The organism is Streptomyces sp. NPDC001380 (assembly GCF_042895785.1).
Lineage (GTDB): Bacteria > Actinomycetota > Actinomycetes > Streptomycetales > Streptomycetaceae > Peterkaempfera.
This window is the reverse complement of sequence record NZ_JBIAWP010000004.1, coordinates 107,862-132,659: the sequence shown is the minus strand read 5'-3', so window position 1 is coordinate 132,659 and position 24,798 is coordinate 107,862. Positions and strand designations below refer to the sequence as shown.

Annotated in this window: 22 protein-coding genes and 3 tRNA genes; 10 read left to right on the top strand and 15 right to left on the bottom strand. The window is 76.1% G+C overall.

Annotated elements, in window-relative coordinates; translation table 11 throughout:
- Positions 1-346: 346 nt before the first annotated feature.
- Together ACFY07_RS07165 and ACFY07_RS07160 are read right to left on the bottom strand one after the other, a co-directional pair.
- The gene (locus ACFY07_RS07165; RefSeq protein WP_390867758.1) at positions 347-994 is read right to left on the bottom strand and encodes an alpha/beta family hydrolase; all 648 of its coding nucleotides are present in this window, start codon (positions 992-994) and stop codon (positions 347-349) included.
- Between the two features lie 54 nt (positions 995-1,048).
- Positions 1,049-1,849, bottom strand: coding sequence for an SOS response-associated peptidase (locus ACFY07_RS07160; protein WP_390867757.1), 801 nt, complete (start codon positions 1,847-1,849; stop codon positions 1,049-1,051).
- A gap of 259 nt (positions 1,850-2,108) precedes the next feature.
- Here ACFY07_RS07160 and ACFY07_RS07155 point away from each other — a divergent pair, with 259 nt between their 5' ends.
- The 4 genes from ACFY07_RS07155 to ACFY07_RS07140 all read left to right on the top strand — a co-directional run bounded on the left by ACFY07_RS07155 (position 2,109) and on the right by ACFY07_RS07140 (position 5,970).
- The gene (locus ACFY07_RS07155; protein WP_390867756.1) at positions 2,109-2,852 is read left to right on the top strand and encodes a M50 family metallopeptidase; all 744 of its coding nucleotides are present in this window, start codon (positions 2,109-2,111) and stop codon (positions 2,850-2,852) included.
- Positions 2,853-2,935: 83 nt separating this feature from the next.
- Positions 2,936-4,270: a 3-phosphoshikimate 1-carboxyvinyltransferase gene (gene aroA / locus ACFY07_RS07150; protein ID WP_390867755.1), complete on the top strand. Its 1,335-nt coding sequence runs from the start codon at positions 2,936-2,938 to the stop codon at positions 4,268-4,270.
- A gap of 75 nt (positions 4,271-4,345) precedes the next feature.
- On the top strand, positions 4,346-5,401 hold the full coding sequence (rsgA, locus tag ACFY07_RS07145) for a ribosome small subunit-dependent GTPase A (protein WP_390867754.1): 1,056 nt from the start codon (positions 4,346-4,348) through the stop codon (positions 5,399-5,401).
- A 245-nt stretch (positions 5,402-5,646) separates the two neighbouring features.
- Positions 5,647-5,970 carry a multidrug efflux SMR transporter gene (locus ACFY07_RS07140; RefSeq protein ID WP_230650412.1) on the top strand — a complete coding sequence of 108 codons (324 nt, stop codon included), beginning with the start codon at positions 5,647-5,649 and terminating at the stop codon, positions 5,968-5,970.
- An 86-nt stretch (positions 5,971-6,056) separates the two neighbouring features.
- On the opposite strand, the gene ACFY07_RS07135 is transcribed toward ACFY07_RS07140, so the two are convergent.
- A complete protein-coding gene (locus tag ACFY07_RS07135; protein ID WP_230650409.1) occupies positions 6,057-6,560 on the bottom strand; it encodes a MarR family winged helix-turn-helix transcriptional regulator in 504 nt (167 codons plus the stop codon).
- A 136-nt stretch (positions 6,561-6,696) separates the two neighbouring features.
- Here ACFY07_RS07135 and hisN point away from each other — a divergent pair, with 136 nt between their 5' ends.
- The 3 genes from hisN to ACFY07_RS07120 all read left to right on the top strand — a co-directional run bounded on the left by hisN (position 6,697) and on the right by ACFY07_RS07120 (position 8,944).
- Complete coding sequence (gene hisN / locus ACFY07_RS07130) at positions 6,697-7,491, top strand: histidinol-phosphatase (RefSeq protein WP_230650403.1); 795 nt, start codon at positions 6,697-6,699, stop codon at positions 7,489-7,491.
- A 281-nt stretch (positions 7,492-7,772) separates the two neighbouring features.
- Positions 7,773-8,189 (top strand): cyclic nucleotide-binding/CBS domain-containing protein, encoded by a 417-nt coding sequence (locus ACFY07_RS07125; protein WP_390867753.1) that lies wholly within the window; start codon positions 7,773-7,775, stop codon positions 8,187-8,189.
- A gap of 332 nt (positions 8,190-8,521) precedes the next feature.
- Positions 8,522-8,944 (top strand): Fur family transcriptional regulator, encoded by a 423-nt coding sequence (locus tag ACFY07_RS07120; protein ID WP_390867752.1) that lies wholly within the window; start codon positions 8,522-8,524, stop codon positions 8,942-8,944.
- 117 nt (positions 8,945-9,061) lie between these two features.
- On the opposite strand, the gene ACFY07_RS07115 is transcribed toward ACFY07_RS07120, so the two are convergent.
- The 5 genes from ACFY07_RS07115 to ACFY07_RS07095 form a co-directional block, all read right to left on the bottom strand.
- The gene (locus tag ACFY07_RS07115) at positions 9,062-10,699 is read right to left on the bottom strand and encodes a tetratricopeptide repeat protein (RefSeq protein WP_390867912.1); all 1,638 of its coding nucleotides are present in this window, start codon (positions 10,697-10,699) and stop codon (positions 9,062-9,064) included.
- A gap of 710 nt (positions 10,700-11,409) precedes the next feature.
- Positions 11,410-11,483 (bottom strand) — tRNA-Met (locus ACFY07_RS07110).
- Positions 11,484-11,726: 243 nt separating this feature from the next.
- Positions 11,727-11,800, bottom strand: a tRNA-Met gene (locus ACFY07_RS07105).
- Between the two features lie 273 nt (positions 11,801-12,073).
- Positions 12,074-12,147 (bottom strand) — tRNA-Met (locus tag ACFY07_RS07100).
- A gap of 67 nt (positions 12,148-12,214) precedes the next feature.
- A complete protein-coding gene (locus tag ACFY07_RS07095) occupies positions 12,215-15,214 on the bottom strand; it encodes a UPF0182 family protein (protein ID WP_390867911.1) in 3,000 nt (999 codons plus the stop codon).
- Between the two features lie 231 nt (positions 15,215-15,445).
- Here ACFY07_RS07095 and ACFY07_RS07090 point away from each other — a divergent pair, with 231 nt between their 5' ends.
- Positions 15,446-16,006 carry a PPA1309 family protein gene (locus ACFY07_RS07090; RefSeq protein WP_230650392.1) on the top strand — a complete coding sequence of 187 codons (561 nt, stop codon included), beginning with the start codon at positions 15,446-15,448 and terminating at the stop codon, positions 16,004-16,006.
- A gap of 87 nt (positions 16,007-16,093) precedes the next feature.
- Here ACFY07_RS07090 and ACFY07_RS07085 read toward each other — a convergent pair whose 3' ends face one another.
- The 4 genes from ACFY07_RS07085 to ACFY07_RS07070 form a co-directional block, all read right to left on the bottom strand.
- On the bottom strand, positions 16,094-17,158 hold the full coding sequence (locus ACFY07_RS07085) for a PDZ domain-containing protein (RefSeq protein ID WP_390867751.1): 1,065 nt from the start codon (positions 17,156-17,158) through the stop codon (positions 16,094-16,096).
- Between the two features lie 60 nt (positions 17,159-17,218).
- Positions 17,219-17,401 carry a hypothetical protein gene (locus tag ACFY07_RS07080; protein WP_230650386.1) on the bottom strand — a complete coding sequence of 61 codons (183 nt, stop codon included), beginning with the start codon at positions 17,399-17,401 and terminating at the stop codon, positions 17,219-17,221.
- A 134-nt stretch (positions 17,402-17,535) separates the two neighbouring features.
- A complete protein-coding gene (locus ACFY07_RS07075; RefSeq protein ID WP_230650383.1) occupies positions 17,536-17,970 on the bottom strand; it encodes a molybdenum cofactor biosynthesis protein MoaE in 435 nt (144 codons plus the stop codon).
- A gap of 260 nt (positions 17,971-18,230) precedes the next feature.
- Positions 18,231-19,301: an SDR family oxidoreductase gene (locus ACFY07_RS07070; RefSeq protein WP_230650962.1), complete on the bottom strand. Its 1,071-nt coding sequence runs from the start codon at positions 19,299-19,301 to the stop codon at positions 18,231-18,233.
- A 394-nt stretch (positions 19,302-19,695) separates the two neighbouring features.
- Here ACFY07_RS07070 and ACFY07_RS07065 point away from each other — a divergent pair, with 394 nt between their 5' ends.
- Complete coding sequence (locus tag ACFY07_RS07065; protein WP_390867910.1) at positions 19,696-21,306, top strand: zinc-dependent metalloprotease; 1,611 nt, start codon at positions 19,696-19,698, stop codon at positions 21,304-21,306.
- Complete coding sequence (locus ACFY07_RS07060) at positions 21,303-21,875, top strand: NUDIX hydrolase (RefSeq protein ID WP_230650380.1); 573 nt, start codon at positions 21,303-21,305, stop codon at positions 21,873-21,875. Before ACFY07_RS07065 ends, ACFY07_RS07060 begins: the two co-directional genes overlap by 4 nt.
- A gap of 39 nt (positions 21,876-21,914) precedes the next feature.
- Here the strand turns inward: ACFY07_RS07060 and ACFY07_RS07055 are convergent, their stop codons facing one another.
- From ACFY07_RS07055 to ACFY07_RS07045, 3 genes are read right to left on the bottom strand one after another with little or no spacing between them, the layout of a single operon-like run.
- Positions 21,915-22,619, bottom strand: coding sequence for an AIM24 family protein (locus ACFY07_RS07055; RefSeq protein ID WP_390867750.1), 705 nt, complete (start codon positions 22,617-22,619; stop codon positions 21,915-21,917).
- Between the two features lie 17 nt (positions 22,620-22,636).
- Positions 22,637-23,329 (bottom strand): AIM24 family protein, encoded by a 693-nt coding sequence (locus ACFY07_RS07050; RefSeq protein WP_390867749.1) that lies wholly within the window; start codon positions 23,327-23,329, stop codon positions 22,637-22,639.
- Between the two features lie 13 nt (positions 23,330-23,342).
- Positions 23,343-24,731, bottom strand: coding sequence for a TerD family protein (locus tag ACFY07_RS07045; protein WP_390867748.1), 1,389 nt, complete (start codon positions 24,729-24,731; stop codon positions 23,343-23,345).
- Positions 24,732-24,798: the final 67 nt, after the last annotated feature.

The window sequence follows — 24,798 nt, the reverse complement described above, 5'->3', positions numbered from 1 at the left end:
TCCCGGCCTACGTTCTCCGCAGCCCCGGCGTCGTCCTCGGTCCCGGCGACCGGACCCACCTCCTCGGTGACGCGTGGCCGGCCCGTGGTGGTCCGGCTAGAAAGGGAGGATATCGGGCCGGGGGTCTTCTCGCCCGCGACAAGCCACTCCGACCAGAGGGCGGCGGGGTTGCCCGCCTTCTCCCCGCGGCGCTCGGGGCAAGCGATCGAGCCCATGGGCACTGCCTTTCCACCGACGTGTGTACCTACACCGGTGCTCAACCGCGGCGGCGTCCCGGACATTCCCGGGAGGCGGGCACCGGCCGGGGACTGGCCCCCGCGAGGGGTCCGCGCGGCCGCGCGGGGCGTCACCCGGCGAGGCGCAGCACCCAGTCGGCCACGGCCCCGGCGACCGCGGCGAGCGCCTCCTCCTGCGTCGGCGCGCCGCGCCTCGGCACGGCGAAGCCGTGGTCCGCGCCGGGCACCGCGACCAGGGCGCCGCCGGGCGGCGGCGCCGGGAACTCCCCGGGCCGTCCGAAGGGGTCCCGCAGGCCCTGCACCACCAGGACCGGCACGCCGGCCCCGGTCAGCTCCCCGGCCCGGCTGCGCTCCGGCCTCCCCGGCGGGTGCAGCGGGAACGCCAGCGCCACGACCCCCGCGGCGCCGCTGCGCAGCGCGGTGCGGCAGGCGACGCGGGCGCCCGCGCTGCGGCCGCCGACCAGCAGCGGGATCCCGTCCGCGTCGGCGGCCAGCGCCTCCGCGACGGGAAGCCAGCCGGTGTCCAGCGCCGCCGGGGCGGGGGCGACCTTCCGGCCCGCGACCCGCCAGGGCTGCTCGACCAGGGCGACCGTGACGCCGAGGGGCGGCAGCGCGGCGGCGACCGCCTGCAGGTCGCGGGCCTCCACGCCGCCGCCGGCGCCGTGCCCGAGCGCCAGCAGCGCCCGGGGGCGCCCCCCGGCCCGGGCCAGCGACACCCGGGCGTCCCCGGCCGGGGTGGCGACGGTCCTGCGCTCCACGTGCTGCTCCTCCTGCTGCGGCGGCCACGGCCGGGCCCGGGGCGGGCCGGGGCGTCAGAACAGCGTGGCGTCGCCCAGCACCTGGTCGGCGGGGATCGGCTCGGTCAGCTGCGGGCCGTTGTTGCGCACATTGTTCACCGCCGGGGAGACCGGGCGCGCGGCGAGCCTCCCGGCGGCCGGGGGCACCAGCAGCGAGCGCAGCTCGTCGGGGTCGCTGCGGTCCGGGTCGAGCCAGGCGTCGTACCCGCCGGGCTCCACCAGCAGCGGCATCCGGGGGTGGATGCGGCCGAGGGCGTCCTCGGCGTCGGTGGTGAGCACGGTGCAGGTGCACAGCCACGCCCCGGGGTCGTCGGCGGGGCGGGAGCGGTCGCGCCACCACTCGTACAGGCCGGCCATCGCCATGACCGAGCCGTCGGCGGGGGTGATGTAGTACGGCTGCTTGCGGGCGCGCCCCTTCGGCCCGTCCGGGGCGGTCTCCGGGGTGTGCCACTCGTAGTAGCCGTCGGCGGGCAGCAGGCAGCGGCGGGAGGCGAAGGCGCGGCGGTAGGCGGGCTTCTCGTGGACGGTCTCCGCACGGGCGTTGATCATCTTGACGCCGGCCTCGGGCGTCCTCGACCAGGAGGGGACCAGGCCCCAGCGCAGCACGTGGAGCTGGCGGACCGGCCGGTCCGCCCCCTCCGGCGGGGCGCCCTCGGGAGGGGCGTCCTTCGGTGGCCGGTCCATGACCGCCCACACGGGTTTGGTGGGGGCCACGTTCCAGTCCGGCGCGATGGTCTCGGTGGGGTCCCACCGCTCCACCCCGAACAGCTCGACCAGGTCCTCGGGCCTCCGGCCCGACGCATAGCGACCGCACATGCGTCCACCCTGCCACGCGCGGGCCCCACCGCGGGGCGGCCCCGGGGCGAACCGGGGACTGGCCTCCGCTCGTCCTCCCGTGCGAAGCTGCCCGTTCCCCTCGGGCGGCCGGGCACCGGAGGGACGTCGGGGACGGGCGCGCCGCAGGGGCGTCCGGACGGGCGTCCCGGAGCCGCGTCCGGGGCGGACCCCCGGGCAGGGCGCCCCGGACGGGCGCCCCGGGCCGGTGCCCCGGGAGGTCGGCGATACGGAGGACGCGGTGGTGGAGACGGCGGCGGGAACGGCTGCGACGGTCGGGCACGGCATCGGCGACGCCTGGAGCCGCGTCACCGGCACCCAGCCCGACCCGCCCGCCTGGCTGGTGCTCGCCACCGGCGCGGTGGCGCTCGCCGCCGTGCTCGCACCGCCGCTGTGGCGGGTGAGCCGCGCCGTCGTCACCATCGCCCACGAGGGGGGCCACGGCCTGACGGCCCTGCTCACCGGGCGCCGCCTGTCCGGCATCCGGCTCCACTCGGACACCTCCGGCCTCACCGTCTCCTCGGGCCGGCCCACCGGCGCGGGCATGGTGCTGACCGCCGCGGCCGGCTACCTCGCCCCGCCGCTGCTCGGCCTGGGCGGGGCGGCGCTGCTGGCCTCGGGGCACGTCACGGCGCTGCTGTGGACGGCGACGGCGCTGCTGGCCGGGCTGCTGGTGATGGTCCGCAACGCCTTCGGGGTGCTGACGGTCGTGGCCACCGGCGCGGCCTTCCTGCTGGTCTCCTGGTACGCGGGCGACCGGGTGCAGGCCGCCTTCGCCTACCTGGGCGTGTGGTTCCTGCTGCTGTCGGGGGTGCGCCCGGTGGTGGAGCTGCAGCGCAAGCGGCGGCACGGCGGGGCGCCCGACTCGGACGCCGACCAGCTCGGCCGGCTGACCGGGGTGGCCCCGGTGCTCTGGGTGGGGCTCTTCCTGGTCACCGCGCTGGCCGGCCTGCTCGCGGGGGCCAGCTGGCTGACCGCCCGCTGAGGGGCGGCGCCGGGACGCGGACCCGCCGTCCGGCGGACGGACGGCTCGGGGGCCGCGGAGCCCGGACCCTCTACGCTTGCGGCATGACCGATGACCTCTGGCCCGCCCCGACCGCGTCCTCCGCCGTGGACGCCACCGTCACCGTGCCCGGCTCCAAGTCGGTCACCAACCGCGCGCTGGTGCTGGCCGCCCTCGCCTCGGAGCCCGGCTGGATCCGGCGCCCGCTGCGCAGCCGGGACACCCTGCTGATGGCGTCCGCGCTGCGGTCGCTGGGCGTGGGCATCGAGGACACCGTCAACAACGCCACCGGCGGCACCGGCGGCGGCGACGCCTGGCGGGTCATCCCGGCCGGCCTGCGCGGCCCGGCCTCGGTGGATGTGGGCAACGCGGGCACCGTGATGCGGTTCCTGCCGCCGGTCGCCGTGCTGGCCGACGGCCCGGTCCACTTCGACGGGGACCCCCGCTCCCACGAGCGGCCGCTGCACGGCGTGATCGACGCGCTGCGCGCCCTCGGCGCGCGGATCGACGACGAGGGCCGCGGCGCCCTGCCGCTCACCGTGCACGGCACCGGCGCCCTGGACGGCGGCACGGTCACCGTGGACGCCTCCTCCTCGTCGCAGTTCGTCAGCGCGCTGCTGCTCTCCGGCGCCCGGTACAACCAGGGCCTGGAGGTGCGGCACGTCGGCGGGCCGCTGCCGTCCCTGCCGCACATCCGGATGACGGTGGAGATGCTGCGGGCGGCCGGCGCGCAGGTGGACGCGCCCGAGGACGGCGGCGAGGCCGACGTCTGGCGGGTGACCCCCGGCGCCCTGCTCGGCTGCGACCTGGTCGTCGAGCCCGACCTGTCCAACGCGGCGCCGTTCCTGGCCGCGGCGCTGGTCACCGGCGGCCGGGTCACCGTCCGCGACTGGCCGCGGCGCACCACGCAGCCCGGCGACCGCCTGCGGGAGATCCTCACCGCCATGGGCGGCTCCTGCGGGATCGGCGACGAGGGCCTGACCATGGCCGGCGGCGGCCGGATCCTCGGCATCGAGGCCGACCTGCACGAGGTCGGCGAGCTCACCCCCGTGGTCGCGGCGGTGGCGGCGCTGGCCGACTCCGAGTCCCACCTGTACGGCATCGCCCACCTGCGGCTGCACGAGACCGACCGCCTGGCGGCGCTCGCCAAGGAGCTGAACGGGCTGGGCGGCGACGTCACCGAGACCGCGGACGGCCTGCGGATCCGCCCCCGCCCGCTGCACGGCGGCGTCTTCCGCACCTACGAGGACCACCGGCTGGCCACCGCCGCCGCCGTGCTCGGCCTGGCCGTGCCCGGCGTGCAGGTGGAGGACGTCGCCACCACCGGCAAGACCCTCCCCGACTTCCCCGGCCTGTGGACCGCCATGCTGGCCGGCTCCGCCGCGCCGGCCACCGCCTGACCGCCCGCCCACCGGCAGAGGACCCCCCGTGACGAACCGCCCGAACCCGCACGACCCGAAGGCCTGACACCCCGCATGCGCCGCTACGGCAAGGACTCCGACGAGGACGACATCCGGGCCCGCCCCGCACGGCGGGGCTCGCGCCCCCGCACCCGCACCCGCCCCAAGCACGAGGACGCCGCCGAGGCGATGGTCCTCACCGTGGACCGGGGCCGGCTCACCTGCCTGGTGGACGCCGGGACCCGGCAGGAGCGGTCGGTCACCGCGATGAAGGCCCGCGAGCTGGGCCGCAAGGGCGTGGTGGTCGGCGACCGGGTGGCCCTCGTCGGGGACCTGTCGGGCGAGCCCGACAGCCTGGCCCGGATCGTCCGGGTCGAGGACCGCACGTCGGTGCTGCGGCGCACCGCGGACGACGACGACCCGTACGAGCGGGTGGTGGTGGCCAACGCCGACCAGCTCGCCATCGTCACCGCCCTCGCCGACCCCGAGCCGCGGCCCCGGCTGATCGACCGCTGCCTGGTGGCGGCGTACGACGCGGGGATGGAACCGCTGCTCATCCTCACCAAGTCCGACCTGGCGCCCGCCGACCCGCTGCTGGAGGTGTACGCGCCGCTGGGGATCCGCCACGTCGTGACCCGCCGCGACGACCTGGACGAGGAGAACGCCGAGACGGTGCGCGAGCTGCTGCGCGACCGCGCCACCGTCTTCGTCGGCCACTCCGGCGTCGGCAAGACGACCCTGGTCAACGGCCTGGTCCCGGACCGGCAGCGGGCCACCGGGCAGGTCAACGCCGTCACCGGCCGCGGCCGGCACACCACCACCTCGGCGCTCGCGCTGCGGCTCCCCGCGCCGCCGGGGGCGAAGCCCGGCTCGAAGCGGGCCCTGGCGCCGGGCTGGGTCATCGACACCCCCGGCTTCCGGTCCTTCGGCCTCTCCCACGTGGACCCCTCCCGGGTGATCCACGCCTTCCCCGACCTGGACCCGGGGACCGCGGACTGCCCGCGCGCCTGCAGCCACGACGAGCCGGACTGCGCGCTGGACGCCTGGGTGGAGGCCGGCAAGGCCGACCCGGCGCGGCTGTACTCGCTGCGGCGGCTGCTGGCCGCCCGCGACACCCGCGAGGACGACTGACCCGCCCCTCCCCCCGCGCGGCCGGGCACCGCCGGGCCGGCCGCGGACGAGCCGCGTACGCCGGGCGGCCGCGGGGGCGCCCCGGCGTGCATACTCTCCGTAAGCGGACGCGCGGCCGACCGCCTCCGGGCGGTCGGCCGCCGCCGCGCCCGCGGGGAGACCGGCCACCGGACGGGTGGGAACCGCGGGTGCGGCGGCGCGCACGTCGGCACGTCGGCCGGAACCGAACCTTGGGGGATGTGTCCATGGCATGGCTGCTGGTGGTCTGCGCGGGCCTGTTCGAGACGGGCTTCGCGGTCTGCCTCAAGCTCAGCGACGGGTTCTCCCGCCTCTGGCCCACCGTCGCCTTCTGCTGCTTCGCGCTGGCGAGCTTCGGCCTGCTCACGCTCTCCCTCAAGCACCTGCCGGTCGGTCCCGCGTACGCGGTCTGGACCGGGATCGGCGCGGCGGGCAGCGCCACGTACGGCATGATCTGGCTCGGCGAGAGCACGAACACGCTGAAGCTGGTCTCGATCGCCCTGGTCGTGGCCGGGGCGGTCGGCCTGCAGCTCAGCGGCACGGCGCACTGAGCGGGCGGGAGCACGGAGCGGGCCGGAGCACCGGGCGGACCGGCCCGGCGGGCCGGTGCCGCGGGTCCGGCGGACCGCCGGGCGGCTCACTCCTCGCCGGGGTCGCTGTTGGCGTCCCTCAGCACCTGCATGAGCGCGGCCAGCTGGTCGGCACGGTCCGCCCCCAGCGGGGCCAGGAAGTGCCGCCGCAGCAGGGCCGCGTGGCGGCGGTGCCCCTCCTCGGCGAGCCGCGCGCCGCGCGGGGTGAGCACCGTGTAGGTGACCCGGCGGTCGCCGGGGCAGGGCTGACGGTCGATCAGGCCCGCCGCGGCCATCCGGTCGGCGAGCTTGGTGAAGCCGCCGCTGGTGAGGGAGACGTCGTGGGCCAGCCGCGTCATCGGCAGCCGGCGGCCGGGGGTGCGCAGCAGTCTGACCAGCACCTCGAACCAGGGACCGGGCAGGTCCACCCCCGCCACCCGCTCGACGCGCACCCGGCGCTCGGTGCGGACGCACCCCTCCAGCAGCAGCCCGTAGAGGGTCACCAGCTCGTGGTCGGAGATGTCCGTGGCGGCCGCGCCGCCGGCGGCCGGTCCCGCTGCCCGCTGTCCCATGGGGCCACAGTAGCCATGCGGGGCCCCGTCCGGACCCCCCGATCGGACGGGGCCGCATCCGCCGGGCGCACGAGCCGGGGCGCACCGCGCGCGAGCCGAGGTGACCCGCGGGCGCGCGGGTGGCTACGGTGAGGCCATGCCGGACTACCACGACGACCTCCGCCTCGCCCACGTCCTCGCCGACTCGGCCGACTCCGTCACCCTGGAGCGCTTCCGGGCCCTCGACCTGGAGGTGGAGACCAAGCCGGACCTCACGCCGGTCAGCGACGCCGACAAGGCGGCCGAGGAGCTGGTGGCCGGCGTCCTGCAGCGCGCCCGGCCGCGCGACGCCGTGATGGGCGAGGAGTTCGGGCGGCGGGGCACCGGGCCGCGCCGCTGGGTGATCGACCCGATCGACGGCACCAAGAACTACGTGCGCGGCGTGCCGGTCTGGGCCACCCTGATCGCCCTGCTGGAGCTGGGGCCGGACGGCGAGCAGCCGGTGGTCGGCATCGTCTCCGCACCGGCGCTGGGCCGCCGCTGGTGGGCGGCCCGGGGGGCGGGCGCCTACACCGGGCGGGACCTGACCCGGGCGAGCCGGATCCACGTCTCCGGGGTGTCGCGGCTGGAGGACGCCTCGTTCTCGTACTCCTCGCTGTCGGGCTGGGAGGAGCGCGGACGGCTGGAGCCCTTCCTCGACCTCACCCGGTCCTGCTGGCGGACCCGCGCCTACGGCGACTTCTGGTCCTACATGATGGTGGCCGAGGGGGCGGTGGACATCGCGGCGGAGCCGGAGCTGTCGCTGTGGGACATGGCGGCGCCCTGCATCGTGGTGCAGGAGGCGGGCGGCCGCTTCACCGGCCTGGACGGGGTGGACGGGCCCGGGGGCGCGGACGCGGCGGCCTCCAACGGGATCCTGCACGGGGAGCTGCTGTCCCGGCTGAGCGTCTGACGGCGGGCGCGCGGAAGCGGGCGTGCGGGCACGGACGCGTGAACACCGGCGCGTGACGGCTCGTCCGTGCGGGCGCGGGCGGCGCGCACGCCGGGCACGGACGCCGCCGGGCGGACCGCGGACGGCACCGCGCACCGTCCGGGGTGCCGGATTCCCCCGGTTCCGTCCGGCCCTCTGGTCAGGGCGGCACGGGCATGTGAACATGGGAATCCCGGAGCTTGTGAATGTGTGAAGGGATTCCCGAGCTCGCCCGCCCCCCCTGCCCAGGAGGTGGTCCGCACGTGCTCGTCCGCGACGCCATGAGTCCGGTGGTGCTCACCATCGGCCCCGCCCACACCCTCCGCCACGCCGCACGCCTGATGTCGGGGCGCCGCATCGGCGCCGCCGTCGTCCTCGACCCCGACACCTGCGGGATCGGCATCCTCACCGAGCGGGACGTCCTCAACGCCCTCGGCCGCGGCCAGGACCCCGACCTGGAGACCGCCCACGCCCACGTGACCACCGACGTCGTCTTCGCCGGACCCGAGTGGACCCTCGACCAGGCCGCCGCCGCCATGGTGCGGGGCGGCTTCCGCCACCTGGTGGTGCTCGACGGCGGAGGGGTCGCCGGCATCATCTCGGTGCGGGACGTCCTGCGCTGCTGGGTCGGCGCGGGCCGCACGGCGGCCCCCGGGTCCACCGCCGCCGTCCCGGCCTGAACCCGTCCGGCCCGATCCCCGTCCCGCACGATCGGCGTCCCGCACGATCGGCGTCCGGCCCGAACCCGCCGCCGGCCCGGGCCCTCCGAGCCGGACCCGCCGCCCGGGGTTCCGGCCGTGCGCGGCGGGAGCGTCCGCCCGGCGGCGCGGGCGGCCCGGGCCCGTCCCGGGCCGCCACCGGGGCAGTTCCGCGGGGTCGGGCGGCCACGGCGCACGATCCCGACCACCCTCGCGATCGCGCTCCCGACCACGACATGGACAAAGTCCAATTCACTATCATGACCAATTCACGACATATTACGGGTTCGGACATCCCCTGGTATCCTGACGGAATGAGCGACCTCCTGGAACGACTGCGCACCCGCGGCTGGCGGCTCACCGCCCAGCGGAGGGTCGTCGCCGAGGTGCTCGACGGCGACCACGTCCACCTGACCGCGGACGAGGTCCACGCGCGGGCCGCGCGGCTGCTGCCGGAGATCAGCCGGGCCACCGTCTACAACACCCTCGGCGAGCTGGTGACCCTGGGCGAGGTGCTGGAGGTCAGCACCGACGGCCGGGCCCGGCGCTACGACCCCAACGCCCACCACGCACACCAGCACCTGGTCTGCTCGCACTGCGGGACGATCCGCGACGTGCACCCGGTCGGCGACCCGCTGGCCGCCCTGCCGTCCGGCGAGCGGTTCGGTTTCACCGTCTCCGACGTCGAGGTGACCTACCGGGGCACCTGCCCCGACTGCAGCGCCACCGCCGCCTGAGCACGGCCCGGGAGACCGCCGGAGCGGCACCGGGCCGCCCGCCCGCCGGGGCCGCCCGCCCGCCGGGGCCGGCCGACCCCCGGGGCGGGACCCGGAGGGCCCGTACCCGTCCGCGGGTCAGGCGGTCAGCTCGGCGTCCAGCGCCTCCAGCAGGCGCCCGGCCCGCTCCGCCACCTCGGCCGGCCCGGCCTCCGCCGCCCTCCGGCACCAGTTCCGGGCCTGCGCGAGGTCCCCGCGCCGCACGGACGCCAGCGCCAGCCGCAGTGCGGCCCGGCCGTGGCCCGCGTCGGCGGCCCGGGTGTACCAGAGCACCGCCGCCGCCTCCGCGCCCTCGCGGGCGAGCAGCAGGCCGAGGTTGAACGCCGCGCTGCGACTCCCTGCCTCCGCCGCCCTCCGGTACCAGCCCTCCGCGGCGTCCACGTCGCCCTGCGCCGCCGCCCGCACGCCCATCCGCACCTGCGCGCGGCTGTGGCCGCCCTCGGCGGCGGCCTCGTACCAGCGGGCCGCCTCGTCGCCGTCGCCGCCCTGCCGCTCCAGCAGCGAGGCCAGCCGGAAGGCCGCCTCGGCCGAGCCCGCCCCGGCGGCCTGCCGGTAGCGGTGCTCCGCGGCGTCCAGGTCGCCGCGCCGCTCCCTGGCGACGGCGAGCTGCAGGGCGGCCTCGCCGTGGCCCTCGGCCGCCGCCCGGGCGTACCACTCCTGGGCCTCGTGCTGGTCGCCGCGGGCGGCGTGCAGGATGCCCAGGTTGAAGGCCGCGTCGACGCTGCCCGCCTCGGCGGCCTTGGAGAACCAGGGCAGGGCGCCGGAGGGGTCGTCGCGCTGGAGGAGCAGCACGGCGAGGGCGTTGCACGCCTCACGGTGGCCGGCGTAGGCCGCCCGCCGGTACCACTGCTCGGCCTGCGCCCCGCGGCCGGCCGCGGCGCACAGCAGGCCGAGGTTGAAGGCGCCGTTGTGGTCGCCCGCGTCCAGTGCGGCGCGGTACCAGCGCTCGGCGAGGGCCGTCTCACCCCGTTCGGCGTGCAGGGCCCCGAGCGCGTTGGCGGCGTTGCCGTCCCCGCCCTCGGCCGCCTGCCGCCACCAGTCGGCCGCGGCGGCGGTGTCGCCGGAGTCGCGCAGGAGGAAGCCGAGGGCGCAGGCGGCCCGGGGCTCGCCGCCGTCGGCCGACTGCCGGTACCAGCGGGCCGCCTCGTCCCGCTCGCCGCGCTCCTCCAGCAGCACGCCCAGCCGCAGGGCGGCGCGGGCGTGGCCGCGGGCGGCGGCGGTGCGGTACCAGGTCCCGGCGGTCTCCTTGTCCCCCGCCGCCTCCCGCATCCGGGCGAGCCGGTACGACGCCTCGCGGTGCCCCGCCTCGGCGGCGGCGCGGAACCAGCGCTCGGCGCGGACGTCGCGGCGGTGCTCCAGCAGGTCGGCGAGCGCGTAGGCGCCCAGCGGGTGCCCCTGGTCGGCGGCGGAGTGCAGCCAGTACTCGGCGCCCGACTCGTCGCCGTGGTCGCGCAGGTGCAGGCCGAGGGCGTGCGCGGCGGGCGCGCTCCCGGCGACGGCCGCCTGCCGCCACCACTGGGCGGCCTCCTCGCGCAGGCCGCGCCGGTGGAGGAGGACGCCGAGGTTGTTGGCGGCGGGCCGCAGGCCCGCGGCGGCGGCGCGCCTCAGGTGGGGCTCGGCCTCCTCCAGGTCGCCGCGGCGCAGCAGCAGGGCGCCGAGCAGGCTGGCGGCGCCGGGGTCGCCCGCCGCCGCGGCACCGCGGTAGCGGGCCTCCAGGGCCGCCTCCTCCCGGGCGGCGAGGGCGGCCTCGAAGCCGGCCGCGGACGCGGACCGGTCGGCGGTGCCGGGCCCCGGCGGCAGGCCGCCGTCGTCCTCCGCGGGGCCGTCCGGGAGGTCTGCCGGGTAGGGGTCCGGGCCGGCGGCGCGGTCCCCCGGGAGGTCCGCGCCGGCGGGGTCCGCCGCCGGGAGGGCGGCGGCGCGGCCGGACAGGGGGCTGCGGGGCGGGGCCAGGAGGGCGACGGCCTGCGGGACCTGGAGGTCGACCAGGGAGTGCACGCCGGAGCGCTGGGCGGGCAGCGCCCCCGAGGGGTTGTCGTCGGCGTGGTCGGCGAAGACGGCGGCGAGCGTGTCCGCGAGGCGGTGGAGCAGCGAGCCCGATCCGCCTGCAGGCGTACGCACCTGACCCTTCAAAACCTCTGCACCCTCCCCCATGCCGCTCATCGTCGCACCACCCGGAAGCCGCGTACACCTGGTATACCGCAGGACCTGATGTTACTTCAGCGTTTTATCGACTTCCCGACAGATCAACTCCACAAACCCCGTCGGCGTGTCGCCGGGTCCGGCGGGGCGGCCCGCGCGGGCCCCGCCGGCGCCGCGTCGACGCCCCGCCGGCGGAGCGCCGGGGCGCGGCCCGGAGACGGGAGGACGCCTCCGGCGGACAGCAGAAGGGCCCGCAGCCTGATCGGCTGCGGGCCCTTCTGACGCAGTAGCGGGGACAGGATTTGAACCTGCGACCTCTGGGTTATGAGCCCAGCGAGCTACCGAGCTGCTCCACCCCGCGTCGTTGTGTCCCAACCGTAGCACGCGTTCCGCCGCGACCACGAATCGCTTTCCGACCCGTCGTTCTGCTGCCCGCATCCGGGACGGCGAACCCCCGTGGACGCGTTCCCGTCCGGACACGAACCGTCACGGGCCGCAATCCCAGGGAAGACCGCGGAAAGCCGCCGGGGCGGCGGTCCGGGATCCTGCGGGGGCCGGGAAAAGCGGAAGGCCCGGTGCTGGTGCACCGGGCCTTCCGACGGAGTAGCGGGGACAGGATTTGAACCTGCGACCTCTGGGTTATGAGCCCAGCGAGCTACCGAGCTGCTCCACCCCGCGTCGTTGTGTCCCAACCGTAGCACGCGTTCCGCCGCGACCACGAATCGCTTTCCGCCGCACCGCTCCGCACCCCCTTCGCGCGGACTGCCGGAGTTCCGGAGAACCGGCGGGAAGGGGCCGCGGAAAGCCGCCGCGGCAGCGGCCGGGGATCCGGGGAGGGGAAGGCCCGGGCCGCCGGGAAAGAAGGCCGGAGTTGGAACCGCAGCCCGGACCGCAACCGCGACCGGGAAAAGCGGAAGGCCCGGTGCTGGTGCACCGGGCCTTCCGACGGAGTAGCGGGGACAGGATTTGAACCTGCGACCTCTGGGTTATGAGCCCAGCGAGCTACCGAGCTGCTCCACCCCGCGTCGTTGTGCCTCAACCGTAGCACGTCCCGGGCGGGGGGCGTCACGCCGGACGCCCCCCGCCCCGCCGTCACGGCGTGGGGCTCGGTGCGGGCGTGGGCGCCCCCGAGGGCACGGGGGACGGCGAACCGGACGGCGCGGCGGACGGCCGCTGGGCCTTCACCGCGGCGTCGAGCGCGTCCCGGAGCTTCTTCTGCTGCTCGCCGTAGGCGGCCCAGTCGCCCTTCCGGAGCGCCTCCTGGCCGGCCTGGAAGGCCGCCTGCGCGTCGTCCAGCGCCTTCTGCACCGCGGGGTTCGCGGGGTTCGCGGGGTTCGCGGGGTTCGCGGGGCCCGCCGGGCCGGTGGGCGAACCCGGCGCGGTCGGCGTCCCGCCGGACGGCGGCGTGGTGCCGCCGGGCTCCGGCACGGTGCCGGCGTCCACCTTGAGCACCTGCTGCAGCGCCTCCTTGAGGGTGTCCGCGTAGGCGACGTTGTCGCTGCCGCCGTAGACGGCGAGCACCTTCTTCAGCTGCGGGTAGTTGATGTTCTTGCCGCGCACGTAGACCGGCTCCACGTAGAGCAGGCCGTCGCCGACCGGCAGGGTCAGCAGGTTGCCGTACTCCAGCGAGGAGTCGCCCTGCTTGAGCAGGTTGATGTCGTAGGCGATGCGCGGGTCGGAGTTGAACTTCGCCTGCACCTGCTGCGGACCGCGGACCGCCTGGTCCCCGCTGCGCTCCGGCATGGTCAGGATGTGCATCCTGCCGTAGTCCGGCCCGGGGTTGGCGTTCACCGCCATGAAGGCCGCCAGGTTCTGCCTGTTGGACGGCACGAAGCTGGTGGTGAGCGAGAACGCCGCCTGCTCGCCCGGCATCCGCACCGTCAGGTAGTACGGGGGCTGGTCGGCGCGGTTCTCACGGGTCGGGTCGGTCGGCACCTTCCACACGTCGCTGCCGGCGTAGAACGCGGCCGGGTCGGTGACGTGGTAGCGGGTCAGCAGGTCGCGCTGCACCTTGAAGAGGTCCTGCGGGTAGCGCAGGTGCTGCATCAGGGCCGGGTCGATGGCGGACCGGGGCTTCACCGTGCCGGGGAAGGACTTCATCCAGGTCCGCAGCACCGGGTCGCGCTCGTCCCACTGGTAGAGGGTGACCTCGCCGGTGAAGGCGTCGACGGTGGCCTTGACCGAGTTGCGGATGTAGTTGACCCGGTCGGCCTGGGCCAGGACCTGCCGCCCGTCGGCGGTGAGGGAGTCGGCGGTGACGTCGCCCAGGGTGGTGCGGGAGGCGTAGGGGTAGCCGTTGCTGGTGGTGTAGCCGTCCACCACCCACTTCACCTTGCCGCCGACCACGACGGGGTACGGGTCGCCGTCGATGGACAGCCAGGGCGCCACGGCCTCGACGCGCTCCTTGGGGGTGCGGTCGTACAGGATCCTGGCGCCGGGGGTGATCGCCCCGGAGTACAGCAGCTGCGGCTCGGAGAACTTCACCGCGTAGGCGGCCCGGGTGAGCGGGTTGTCCAGGGAGACGCCGCCGCCGCCGTCGTAGGTGTAGGTGACCTCCTTGCCCGCGTCCCGGTCGTAGTAGTCGAGCTCCTTGTTGGAGCCGCCGACGACGGAGTACGCGGTGGTCCGCTCGCCGAAGTAGACGCGCCACTTGGTGTCCGCGGGGAACTGCCCCCGGGGCGGCAGGCCGGACTCGGTGAAGACGGGGTCGCCGTCCGGGCCGACGGTGTTGCCCTTGGCGGTCACGGCCGCGTAGCCGTGGGTGTACTTGAAGTGGTCGTTGACCCAGTTGCGGCTGGGGACGCCCGCGAGGTTGAGCTCGCGCAGGCCGATCACGGTGTCCTGGACGCCGGCGCCGGAGCCGTAGCGGTCGATGTCCAGCGGCGAGGCGAAGGAGTAGTAGGACCGCTGCTGCTCGCGCTGGGTGAAGGTGGGCGAGACGATGTTGGGGTCCAGCACGCGGATGTTCCCGAGCGTGGCGGTGTCCTTGTCGAGCGCCGCGCGGTCCGGGTCGACGGCGGCCCTGTACTGCTGGACCCGCGTCCCGTCGATGCCGTAGGCGGCCCTGGTGGCGTCGATGTTCTTCCGGATGTACGGCGCCTCCTTGCTCGCCTCGTTGGGCTTGACCTGGAACTGCTGCACGATCGCCGGGTACAGCCCGCCGATCAGCAGCGCGGAGAGCACCATCAGGCCGAAGCCGACCAGCGGGAGCGTCCAGGTGCGGCGCAGCGGCGTGACGAGGAAGAGCAGCGCGCAGATGACGGCGACGCAGCAGAGGATGGTCTTGGCCGGCAGGTAGGCGTTGGCGTCGACGTAGCGCAGGCCGGTCCAGCTGTCGGTGCCGCGGATGGCTCCGGACTTGAGCGCCAGCCCGTACCGGTCCAGCCAGTACGCGACCGCCTTGAGCGCCACGAAGACGCCCAGCAGCACCGCGAGGTGGCCCTGCGCGGCGGTGGAGACCCGCCGCCCCGGGCCCTGCAGCCGCAGCCCCCCGTACAGGTAGTGCACCAGCACGGCGGCGAGCAGCGCGACGACCACGGCGCTGAAGCCGAAGTCGAGCAGGAAGCGGTACCAGGGCAGGTCGAAGGCGTAGAAGGAGACGTCCTTGTGGAACTGGGGGTCCCGGGTGCCGAAGGAGGTGCCGTTGACCCACTGGAGCCAGGTCCGCCAGCGGCCGGTCGCCGCGGCGCCGGCGATGAGGCCGGTGACCACGGAGGCGCCCAGCAGCACCCAGCGGCGGTAGGGGGCGACGCCCATGCGGTAGCGGTCGAGGCCCTGCTGCTCCGGGGACATCGCGCTCAGCGGCGGGCGCAGGCGGTGGGCGAGCCAGATGTTCAGCCCGACGGTCAGGGCCATCAGCAGGCCGAAGACCGCGAAGAGCCCGGTCTTGGTCCACAGCCGGGTGGTGAACACCGAGGAGTAGTGCAGCGAGCGGTACCAGAGCCAGTCGGTCCAGAACCCGGCGAAGACGGCGAAGAGGAGTGCCAGCACCGCGAGCACGCCGGCGGTCAGCAGCAGGGCGCGGGAGCGCCGGGAGGACGCGCCGACTCTGAACCGGGGTCCGGAGGGCCCCGCCCCTCCGCGGTCCGGCATCTGGAATACCAAGGTGCACACCTCTGTCGTCAGTGGGTCGGTCAGCGTCAGATAGGCAACTTACCCGGCATTCGGCCGAGTTCCCGGGGCTCCCGGATTACCGGCCCCCGCACTCCGCGGCGCCCGGCGGGGGCGGGGGCGGACGGGGCGCGGGGGCGGGGGCGGACGGGGCGCGGGGGCGGGGGCCGCCGGGAGGGGGGCGGGGGCCGCCGGGCGTGTGAGGATAGGGCCATGTCCGAGCACCCCGAGACCCCCGACGCGGCCCTGCCCCCCGCCGCGACCCCGCTGACCCGCGCCGTGCTGGAGATCGACGGCTACGCGGCCACCCTGGGCTGGGACCTGCCCGCGCGGCTCTTCGCCCTGGTGGACACCGGCCGCCTGCTGAGCAGCGAGCCCGCCCTGGCCGAGCAGCTGGGGCTGGAGGGCGCCGAGCCCGGCGGCCTGACGCCCGTGGAACAGGACGAGCTGCCCGAGGGCGCGGCGCTCGACGACTTCCTCGGCACCATCGCCTGGCCGGACGTGGTGTCCGGCTGCGCGCTGGTGGTGGAGCGGCTGATGCTGCCGCCGGACGCCGAGGCGAAGCTGCCCGAGGGGGCGGACGAGCAGCAGCTCGCCGCGTGGGTGGCCGAGCACCCCGAGCGCCAGGAGGTGCGGATCACGGCGGCGGTGCTGCGCGACGGCTCCCGGGAGACGGCGCTGCGGCTGCGGTCGAAGGACTCGGCCCGGGAGGTGCTGACCGGCGAGAGCCTGGTCCCGGGCCTCTCCGAGGCGCTGCTGGCGACCTTCGCCTGACCCTGCGCGGCCGGCGCACCCTCCGGACGGCCCGGCGCCCGCCGGGCCGTCAGCGGGCCTCCGGGCACCGGCGGGAGCGGGCCGCCGTCAGCGGGAGCAGGACGGCAGCGCGGCGGTGCCGCCGGTGCGGATGGCGTCCAGCGCCTCGAGCGCGCCGTGCAGGGTCTCCACCTTCACCAGGGTGAGTCCCGCCGGGGTGTCCCTGGCGGCCTCGGCGCAGTTCTCGGCCGGGGTGAGGAAGTACTGCGCCCCCGCGTTGCGGGCGGCGATGGTCTTCATGGAGATGCCGCCGATCGGGCCGACCCTGCCCGCGTCGGTGATGGTGCCCGTGCCGGCGACGAACTTCCCGCCGGTGATGTCGGACGGCCTCAGCTTGTCGACGATGCCGAGGGAGAACATCAGCCCCGCGCTCGGCCCCCCGACGTCCTGCAGGCCGATGTCGATGCTGAACGGGAAGGTGTGCTTGGTGCCGGGCTGGATGCCCACCATGGCGCGGTCGCCGTCGGGGGCCTTGACGGTGGTGACGGTCACCGTGCGGGCCGCGGAGGCGGCCTTGCCGTTCGGGACCACGGTGAAGACCACCGGCTGGCCGGGGCGGTGGCGGGTGACGAGCTTGGCGACCTGCTCCGGCGCGGTGACGGCGGTGCCGTCCACGGCTTTGACGGTGTCGCCCGCGTGCAGCCGGCCCTGGGAGGGCGAGCCGGCGACGACCGAGCCGACGATCACGTCGGTCCCCACCTTGTAGCCGAGCTCGCGGAGGGCGGCGGCCTTGGCGCTGTCCTGCGAGGAGGCGAACTCCTCCGCGTTCTGCTGCTCGGCCTCCTGCTCGGTCTGGTGGTCCGGGTAGAGGTTGTCGTGCGGGACGACGGCGACGTCGTCGCGCAGCCAGCCGATCACGGCGGAGACCAGGCTCGGCTGGTAGTCGGCGCTGGTGACCTGGACCGTGGTCATGTTGAGGTGCCCGCTGGTCGGGTAGGTCCGCTGCCCGGTGATGCTGATCACCGGCTTGCCGTTCTGCCGCCCCAGCGTGTTGTAGGTGGGGCCCGGGCTCATCTCCGAGTACGGGACCTTCATGGCCGGCAGCACGGAGGCGCACAGCATCGCTATGAGCAGCAGGGTCGCGGCGAGCATCGTCGCAGAGCGGCGTGGCATGCCACGACAGTACGGGACGGGAACGGGCCTGCGCGTCCCGGCCCTCGCACCCGGCAGGGATCAGCCCCGCTCGGCGGGCACCGGCGCGGCGGTGCTGCGCTCCATGGCGGCCCGGAAGCGCTCGTAGTCGGCCAGCGAGGCGCCGTCGCCGGTCGCCTTCGGCGGCCTGGCGGCCCAGGCGGCCCACAGCGCGGCGGCGACCACCGCGACGACCGGAATGACCAACCAGGCGAGCGCGCCCATACCCGTACTCCCAGCTCAGATGCCTATGAGCAGATTATCCACCGGACCGGGGGACGCAGACGGCGCCCCGGCCCCCGTATTCGCCCGGACGGGTGACGGCCCCGGGCGGGGCCGGAGACGGCGGCGGGCCGGGGTCAGCAGGCGCCGACCCACTCCTCCCCGCCGTCCGCGAACACCTGGTGCTTCCAGATCGGGACCTCGTGCTTGAGGTCGTCGATCAGGCGGCGGCACGCCTCGAACGCCTCCGCCCGGTGCGGACAGGAGACGGCGACGATCACTGCGGTGTCCGTCACCTCCAGGTCGCCCACCCGGTGCACGGCGGCGAGCGCGCGGACCGGGAAGTCCGCCGCGACCTTCTCCGCGACCCTGCGCAGCTCGCGCTCGGCGGTGGGGTGGGCGCTGTACGCCAGGGAGGTCACCGGCCGGCCGCCGTCGTGGTCGCGGACGGTGCCCACGAAGACGGCGGTGCCGCCGGCCGCGGTGTCGCCGACGGCCGCGTACACCTCGTCGAGGGAGAGCGGCGTGTCGCGCAGCGCGAGCAGGCGGACGGGGTCGGGGATCTCCGGCATGGCCCCTACGATACGGCCTCCTCCCGACAGCCCCCGCAAGATCAACCCCGTCGGGTCCGGCGCGTCACCGGGTCGGGCCAGGGATGTCACCGGGTCGGGCCATGCGCACGGCCGGACGGGGGCCGGACAGGGCGTGGGGCCGGAGCCGGGCAGGGCGCGGGAGCGGCGCCGGACAGGGCGCGGGGCGTGGGGGCGGGGCCGGCACCGGGCGGGGCCGGAGCGCGGCCGCGCACGGGCGGGCCCGGCGCTGCGGGCGCCGGTCAGGCGCGGCGGCGGCGGCGCGCCCGGCGGACCAGCGCCGCCGTGCCCACCAGCGCCACCGTGGCGCCCGCCGCGCCCAGCGTGGTGGCGGCGTCCTTGCCGCCGAGGCGGCGCCCGGCCACCGCGTGGTTGCCCTCCACCTGGGCGAGCAGCTCGGCCAGCACCTCCTCGTTGGTGTGGACCGGGCGCCAGCCGGCCTCGTGGAGCCGGCTGCCGGAGACCACCCACGGGTACATGGTGTACGCCAGGTCCCCGGCGGGGGCCGGGGTGAGGCCCAGCCGGTGCAGCCGGGCCGCGGTGCCGAGCGCCAGCGAGGCGGGCAGCTCCATCCGCCGGATGCCGGAGAGCTGCTCCACCTCCTCCTGCTCCAGCCAGCCGTCGCAGCCCACCGTGACCTCGCCCTCGACGCGGCCGAGCACGGCGTACTCCAGGGCCGAGGCCAGGTCGTCGACGTGGCAGAACTGCCAGCACGGCCGGGAGCCGGCGACCACCAGCAGCCGGGGCGCCTCGAAGTGCCGGGTGAGGACGGTGTCGACGCCGGGCCCGACCACCACGGCCGGGCGCAGCACGGTGACGTTGAGCCCGGGGTGGGCGCGGGGGGCGCGCCGGCCGAGCCGCTCGACCTCCAGCAGGTCGCCGACGAGGGAGGCCTCCTCCGTGGCGCGCAGTTCGGCGTCCTCCGCGAGCGGCACCTCGTTGTCGGGCAGCGCGCCGTAGACCATGGCGGAGGTGCAGAGGACCACCCGGTGCACCCCGGCGGCCGCGGCGGCGGTGAGCACGGTCTGGGTGCCGCGCACGTTGTAGGCGGAGCGGACCTTGGGGTCGGACTCCATGCCGAGGTCCAGGGCGAGGTGGACCACGACGTCGGCGCCCCGCAGCCGCTCGGCGACGGCGGGGTCCCGGACGTCCAGCACGCGCCAGTGCACACCGGGGACGTCGCCGCGGCGCTCGTCGACGCCGAGGACCCGGCGCACGCCGGGCGACTCGACCAGGCGGGCGGCCAGCAGCCGGCCGAGGCCGGAGGCCGCGCCGGTGACGGCGACCACCAGGGGCCTGCCGTCGTACGGCACGGGGGCGGCGGCCGGGCGGGCGGCGGCGCCGGGCGCGGCGTCCGCGTGCTCCCCGGCCCCGCGGCCTGCGGGACCGTCGCCGGCCGGACCGCCGTCGCCGGCCGGGCCCGCGCCCTCCGCCGGGCCGCCGTCCCCGGTCGGCCCGGCATCCCCGGTCAGCCCAGAGCGAACGTCCGAAGGCGGGGAACTCACCGGCCATCCTCCACGGTTAGTTTTGTTGCGTACGTACGTGTGTCACGTACCGACCATCCTGCCCGAGGCGAGGGCATGGCGGTGCACCCGGCACGGGCAGGCCGCCGACAAGGCCGTCCGCGCCGCGGCGGAGCCGCACGGAACCTCGGACGGGCCATACCCGCCACAGCATGCAGTGACGGCCGACGAGATCGAGGAACTCGTGAGCGACATCCCCTTCGGATTCGGTGTCCCCCCTGAGGAGCCCGAGGACGGAAAGCCCGGCAGGGGCGGTGAGGGGTCCGGCTCCGGCCAGAACTCCGGCGGCGGCCGGAACGCGGGCGGCGGGGGTCCCGGCGGCGGGAAGGGCGGACCGGGGCAGGGCCCCGGCGGCACGCCGAACCCCTTCGGCTTCGGCGGCAACCCGCTCGCCGGGATGTTCGGCATGGGCGGCGCCCCGGGCTCCGGCGGGCCGGCCGACAACCCGTTCGCGGCCATGATGGGCGGCGCCTTCAACCCGGCGGACCTGGGGGCGGCCTTCCAGCAGCTCGGCCAGATGCTCTCCTTCGAGGGCGGCCCGGTCAACTGGGACCTGGCCACCGGCATCGCCCGGCAGACCGTGGTCGCCGGGGACGCCGAGGGCGGCGGCAAGGACCGCTCGGTGGGCGACGCGGAGCGGGCCGCGGTCGCCGAGGCCGTGCGCCTCGCCGACCTGTGGCTGGACTCGGTGACCGACTTCCCCTCCGGCGCCGGCACCGCCGTCGCCTGGAGCCGGGCGGAGTGGATCGAGGCCACCATCCCGGTGTGGAAGGACCTCGTCGACCCGGTCGCCGAGCAGGTGGCCGGCGCCATGGGCGGCGTGGTCCCCGAGGAGATGCAGGCCATGGCCGGCCCGCTGCTGGGCGTGATGCGCAGCATGGGCGGCGCCATGTTCGGCACCCAGATCGGACAGGCGCTGGGCGCCCTGGCGGGCGAGGTGGTCGGCTCGGCCGACGTCGGCCTGCCGCTGGGCCCGCCCCGCCAGGCGGCGCTGCTGCCGCAGAACATCGAGAAGCTCGGGGAGGGGCTGGACATCCCCGCCGAGGAGGTCCGGCTGTACCTCGCCCTGCGCGAGGCCGCCCACCAGCGGCTCTTCGCCCACGTGCCGTGGCTGCGGCAGCACCTGTTCGGCGCCGTGGAGGCCTACGCCCGCGGCATCAGGGTCGACACCGCGCGGCTGGAGGACATGGTCGGGGAGCTGGACCCGTCCAACCCCGAGGCGCTGCAGGAGGCGCTGCAGGGCGGCGTCTTCCAGCCGGAGGACACCCCGGAGCAGAAGGCGGCGCTGGCCCGGCTGGAGACCGCGCTGGCGCTCGTCGAGGGCTGGGTCGACGCGGTGGTCCACGCCGCGGCGTCCCCGCACCTGCCGCACGCCGCCGGACTGCGCGAGACGCTGCGGCGGCGCCGGGCGACGGGCGGCCCCGCCGAGCAGACCTTCGCCACCCTGGTCGGCCTGGAGCTGCGGCCGCGGCGGCTGCGGGACGCCTCCCGGCTGTGGGCGTCGCTGGCCGACGCGCGGGGCCTGGAGGGCCGCGACGCCCTCTGGGGGCACCCCGACATGCTGCCCACGGCGGACGACCTGGACGACCCGGACGGCTTCGTCCACCGTGAGGAGCTGGACCTGAGCGGCTTCGACTTCTCCGACCTGGAGAAGCACGGCACCGCGGGGCAGGCGCAGGAGGGCGGCTCCGGGCGGGAGAATGGCCCCGGCCCGGAGAAGGGCACCGGCCCGACCCCTCCGGGGGAGGACCGGGACGGCGGAACCGGCGACGGGAAGGACGACCCCACCGCATGACGCTGCACGACGACGCCCTCCGGGCACTGAAGGACTGGACCGCACCGGACACGCCCGAGGGCGGCCAGGAGCAGCTGCGGCTGGACTACATCGAGCACCTCGCGTCCCACCGGGACGGCCTCTGGCGGTCCTGCACCCCCGCGCACGTCACCGCCAGCGCCGTGGTCGTGGACCCCGGTCACGGGCGGGTGCTCCTCACGCTGCACCCCAAGGTGGGCCGCTGGCTGCAGATGGGCGGCCACTGCGAGCCGGAGGACGCCACGCTGGCCGGCGCCGCCCTGCGGGAGGCGACGGAGGAGTCCGGCATCCCGGGCCTGGTGCTGCTGGACGCCGGCGACGGCGTCGCCCCGGTGCGGCTGGACCGGCACCGGGTGCGCTGCGCCGGGCGCGACCGGCCGGAGAACGTCCACCTGGACGTCCAGTACGTCGCCGTCGCCCCGGCCGGGGCGGAGGCCGCGATCAGCGAGGAGTCCCTGGACCTGCGCTGGTTCGACTACGGCGCGCTGCCCGAGCTCGCGGACCGCTCGGTGCGCGCCCTGGTGGAGCGGGCCCGCCTGCTCACCGGCTGACGCCGCCGCGGAGAAGGCCGCGCCCGGCCCCGGCCCCCGTCAGCGGGGGCCGGGCCGGGCCGCCGGCACGCGCAGCGGGACGCGCTGCGGGGGCAGCAGCTCGCTGGGCTGGACGACGACGTACCCCGAGCCGGAGAACGCCATCTCCCAGCCCTCGGTGGCGGTCCCGCGGCGCCGCCACACCTCGGTGTTGCGGCTCTGGGCCTGGAGCTGGACGTCCAGCTGCGAGGACCAGGCGACCACGGCGTCGGCGTCCGCGTAGCAGTACGCGCCGGGCTCGACGCGCATCACCAGCGGCTGCCCGGAGGTCATCAGCACCACCCGGCCGCTGCCCGACAGCTCCAGGCTGTACGCGCCGACGCCCGCGATGTGCTCGCCGCCCTGGATGTTGACGACCTGCCAGCGGACGGCGGAGTCCAGTGCGAGGACGTAGGAGCTGGTGACGGTCAGCTTCTCGCGCTGCAGGTCGAGGATGTGCAGGTGCTGGGCGAGGTTGGCCAGGTAGACCGTCCCCTCGCCGCTGCAGCGCATCAGCTCCAGGACCAGCGGGTTGCCGCTGCGGCGGCCCTGGCCGGGCGGGGTCCAGCCGGTGAAGGCGACCCGGCCGGTGTGGGCGACCATGGCGCCGCTGCGGGCCAGCACGTCGGAGCGCCCGTCCAGCCGGACCCGCAGCATCTGCGGGTTCTGCAGGGCGTAGCGGTCGTCGGTCCGGTTCTCGGTGTGGCCGAAGAGGGGGCTCTGCACGGTGACGGTCTCCTGGCTCAGCCGCGGATCTTGAGTCGGTCGGAGGTGTCCTCGCTGGGCTGCACCACGATGAAGCCGGAGCCTGCGAAGCCCAGCTGCACCGCCTCGCCGCTGCCCCGGCCGATCAGGGCGCCGACCTTCAGCGTGGAGCGGGCCTTGACCTTCAGCCCGGTGGTCCAGGCGACCAGCGCGTCCGGGTCGACGAAGGTCTCCGCCTCGGCGCAGTCCAGCACCACCGGCACGCCCCGGGAGGTGACGGCGATCCAGCCGCTGCCCGAGACGGTCACGTTGTACAGGCCGGTGCCGGCCAGCAGGGCGGGCCCCTTGACCTTCTCCACCCGGCAGGCGAGTCCGGCGTCGAGCGCGAGGAGGTGCGAGCCGTTCACCGACAGGGACTCGTCGTCGAGCTGGAGGACCAGCACGTCGGCACCGTAATCGGCGAGGTAGAGGGTGCCGTCGCCCGACCAGGACATCAGCGGGGTGCGCTCCCCCGACGCCCACTCCCCCAGCGCGCTGCGGAACGACTGGGAGACCGGCTCGTACTGCAGGAAGCCCTCGTAGGCGACCATGGCGCCGGGCTTGGCGTAGACGTCGCGGCCCGCGGTGACGGCGACCCGGCACATGGCCGCCCCGTGGTTGGCCATCCGGGCGCCGGTGGGGGCGGGGGCGAAGTACCCGATGCCCTGGCCGGGCAGCGGCTGCGTGTCCATGGGCGGCGGCCTCTCAGACCTCGAAGGGCTGGACGACGATGAAGTTCCCCGGTGCGCCGCGGAACTGCAGGCTGTACGACTCGGCGGCGTGGCCGGCGTACGCGGAGCGGCGGATGCGGACCGGGGCGGTGGTGATCACCTGGGCGCCCCTGGTCCAGGCGACCAGGGCGTGGGCGTCGGCGTGGGTCTCGGGCGCGGGGGTGACGGGCAGCACCACGGGGGTGCCGTTCGTCTTGATGACGACGGTGCCGTGGCCGCCGAACATCAAGGTGTGGAGGCCGCCGTTCGGCAGTCCCTCGCCCTCGATCCGGCGCACCTCGTGCTCGATGCCGGCGTCGAAGGCCAGCACCCGGTCGGCACTGACGCAGAGCGCGTCGCCCTCCAGCCGCACCACGTGCAGCTGGGACGCCTCGTCGGCGAGGAAGACCTGGCCCTCGCCGCTGACCCGCATGAGCCTGAGCTGCTGGCCGGTGAGGTTGGCGGTGAGCCTGCGCAGCATGCCGGAGCTCTCGTGGGCGAAGTCCGCCTTGCCCTGGTAGGCGACCATGCTGCCGTGCAGGGCGAGGACGTCCCGGCCCTGGGTGACGGTCACCCGGACCAGGTTCGGGTTCTGCTGCACCCAGCCGGACTGCTCGGGGACCTCGGCGTACTTGACCAACGACACCTTGACGCCCGGCTGCTGCGCCGGGGCGGGGGCGTGCGGCGGCACGGGGGACCCCGCCGGGATGCCGGCCGGCGTGCCCGCCGGGATGCCGGCCGGCGTGCCCGCCGGGGCGGCCGCGGGGGCCGGCGCGGGCACGGAGGCCCGGGCGGGCCCCGCAGGGGCGGCCTGGGCGGGAACGGTCGGGGCGGGGGCCTGGGGCGCGTCGTCCTCCAGCACCTCGCCGCCGAAGTTCTCCAGCAGGGCGCGGAGCCCGCCGTCGAAGCCCTGCCCGACCGCGGCGAACCGCCACTCGCCGCCCTTGCGGTAGACGTCGGCGAGCATCACGGCGCGCTCGGTGCTGAACTCGGCCCCGGTGAAGGAGTACCGGCCGACCTCCTCGCCGCCGGCGACGATGCGCACGCAGCCGGCGGAGACCTGGGACATCCGCCCGTCGCCGTCGACGGTCGCGGTGAGGCTCAGCTTGTGGACCGCCTCCGGCACCTGGTCCAGCAGCAGGCGGAACGACTCGGTGTCACCGGACTGGGCGCCGAGGAGCCGGACCGACCCCTCGGGCGAGGCGGGCTGGTTGAAGAAGACAAAGTAGCGGTCGTCGCTCAGCCGCTCGGCGGCGTCGAGGCCGAAGCAGCTGATGTCGAAGCTCAGTCCGGGGGCGGAGATCTGCACGCCGATGTAGAGGTCGGTGCCCGGGGTGAGGTCGCCGATGCGGACCCTGGCTGCCTTGACGAGTTCCCTGGTCATGGCTGGCGGTGCTTCCCCTCCCTGCGGTCCGGCACGGATCCGGCGACACTAGCACCGCCCCGTCGGG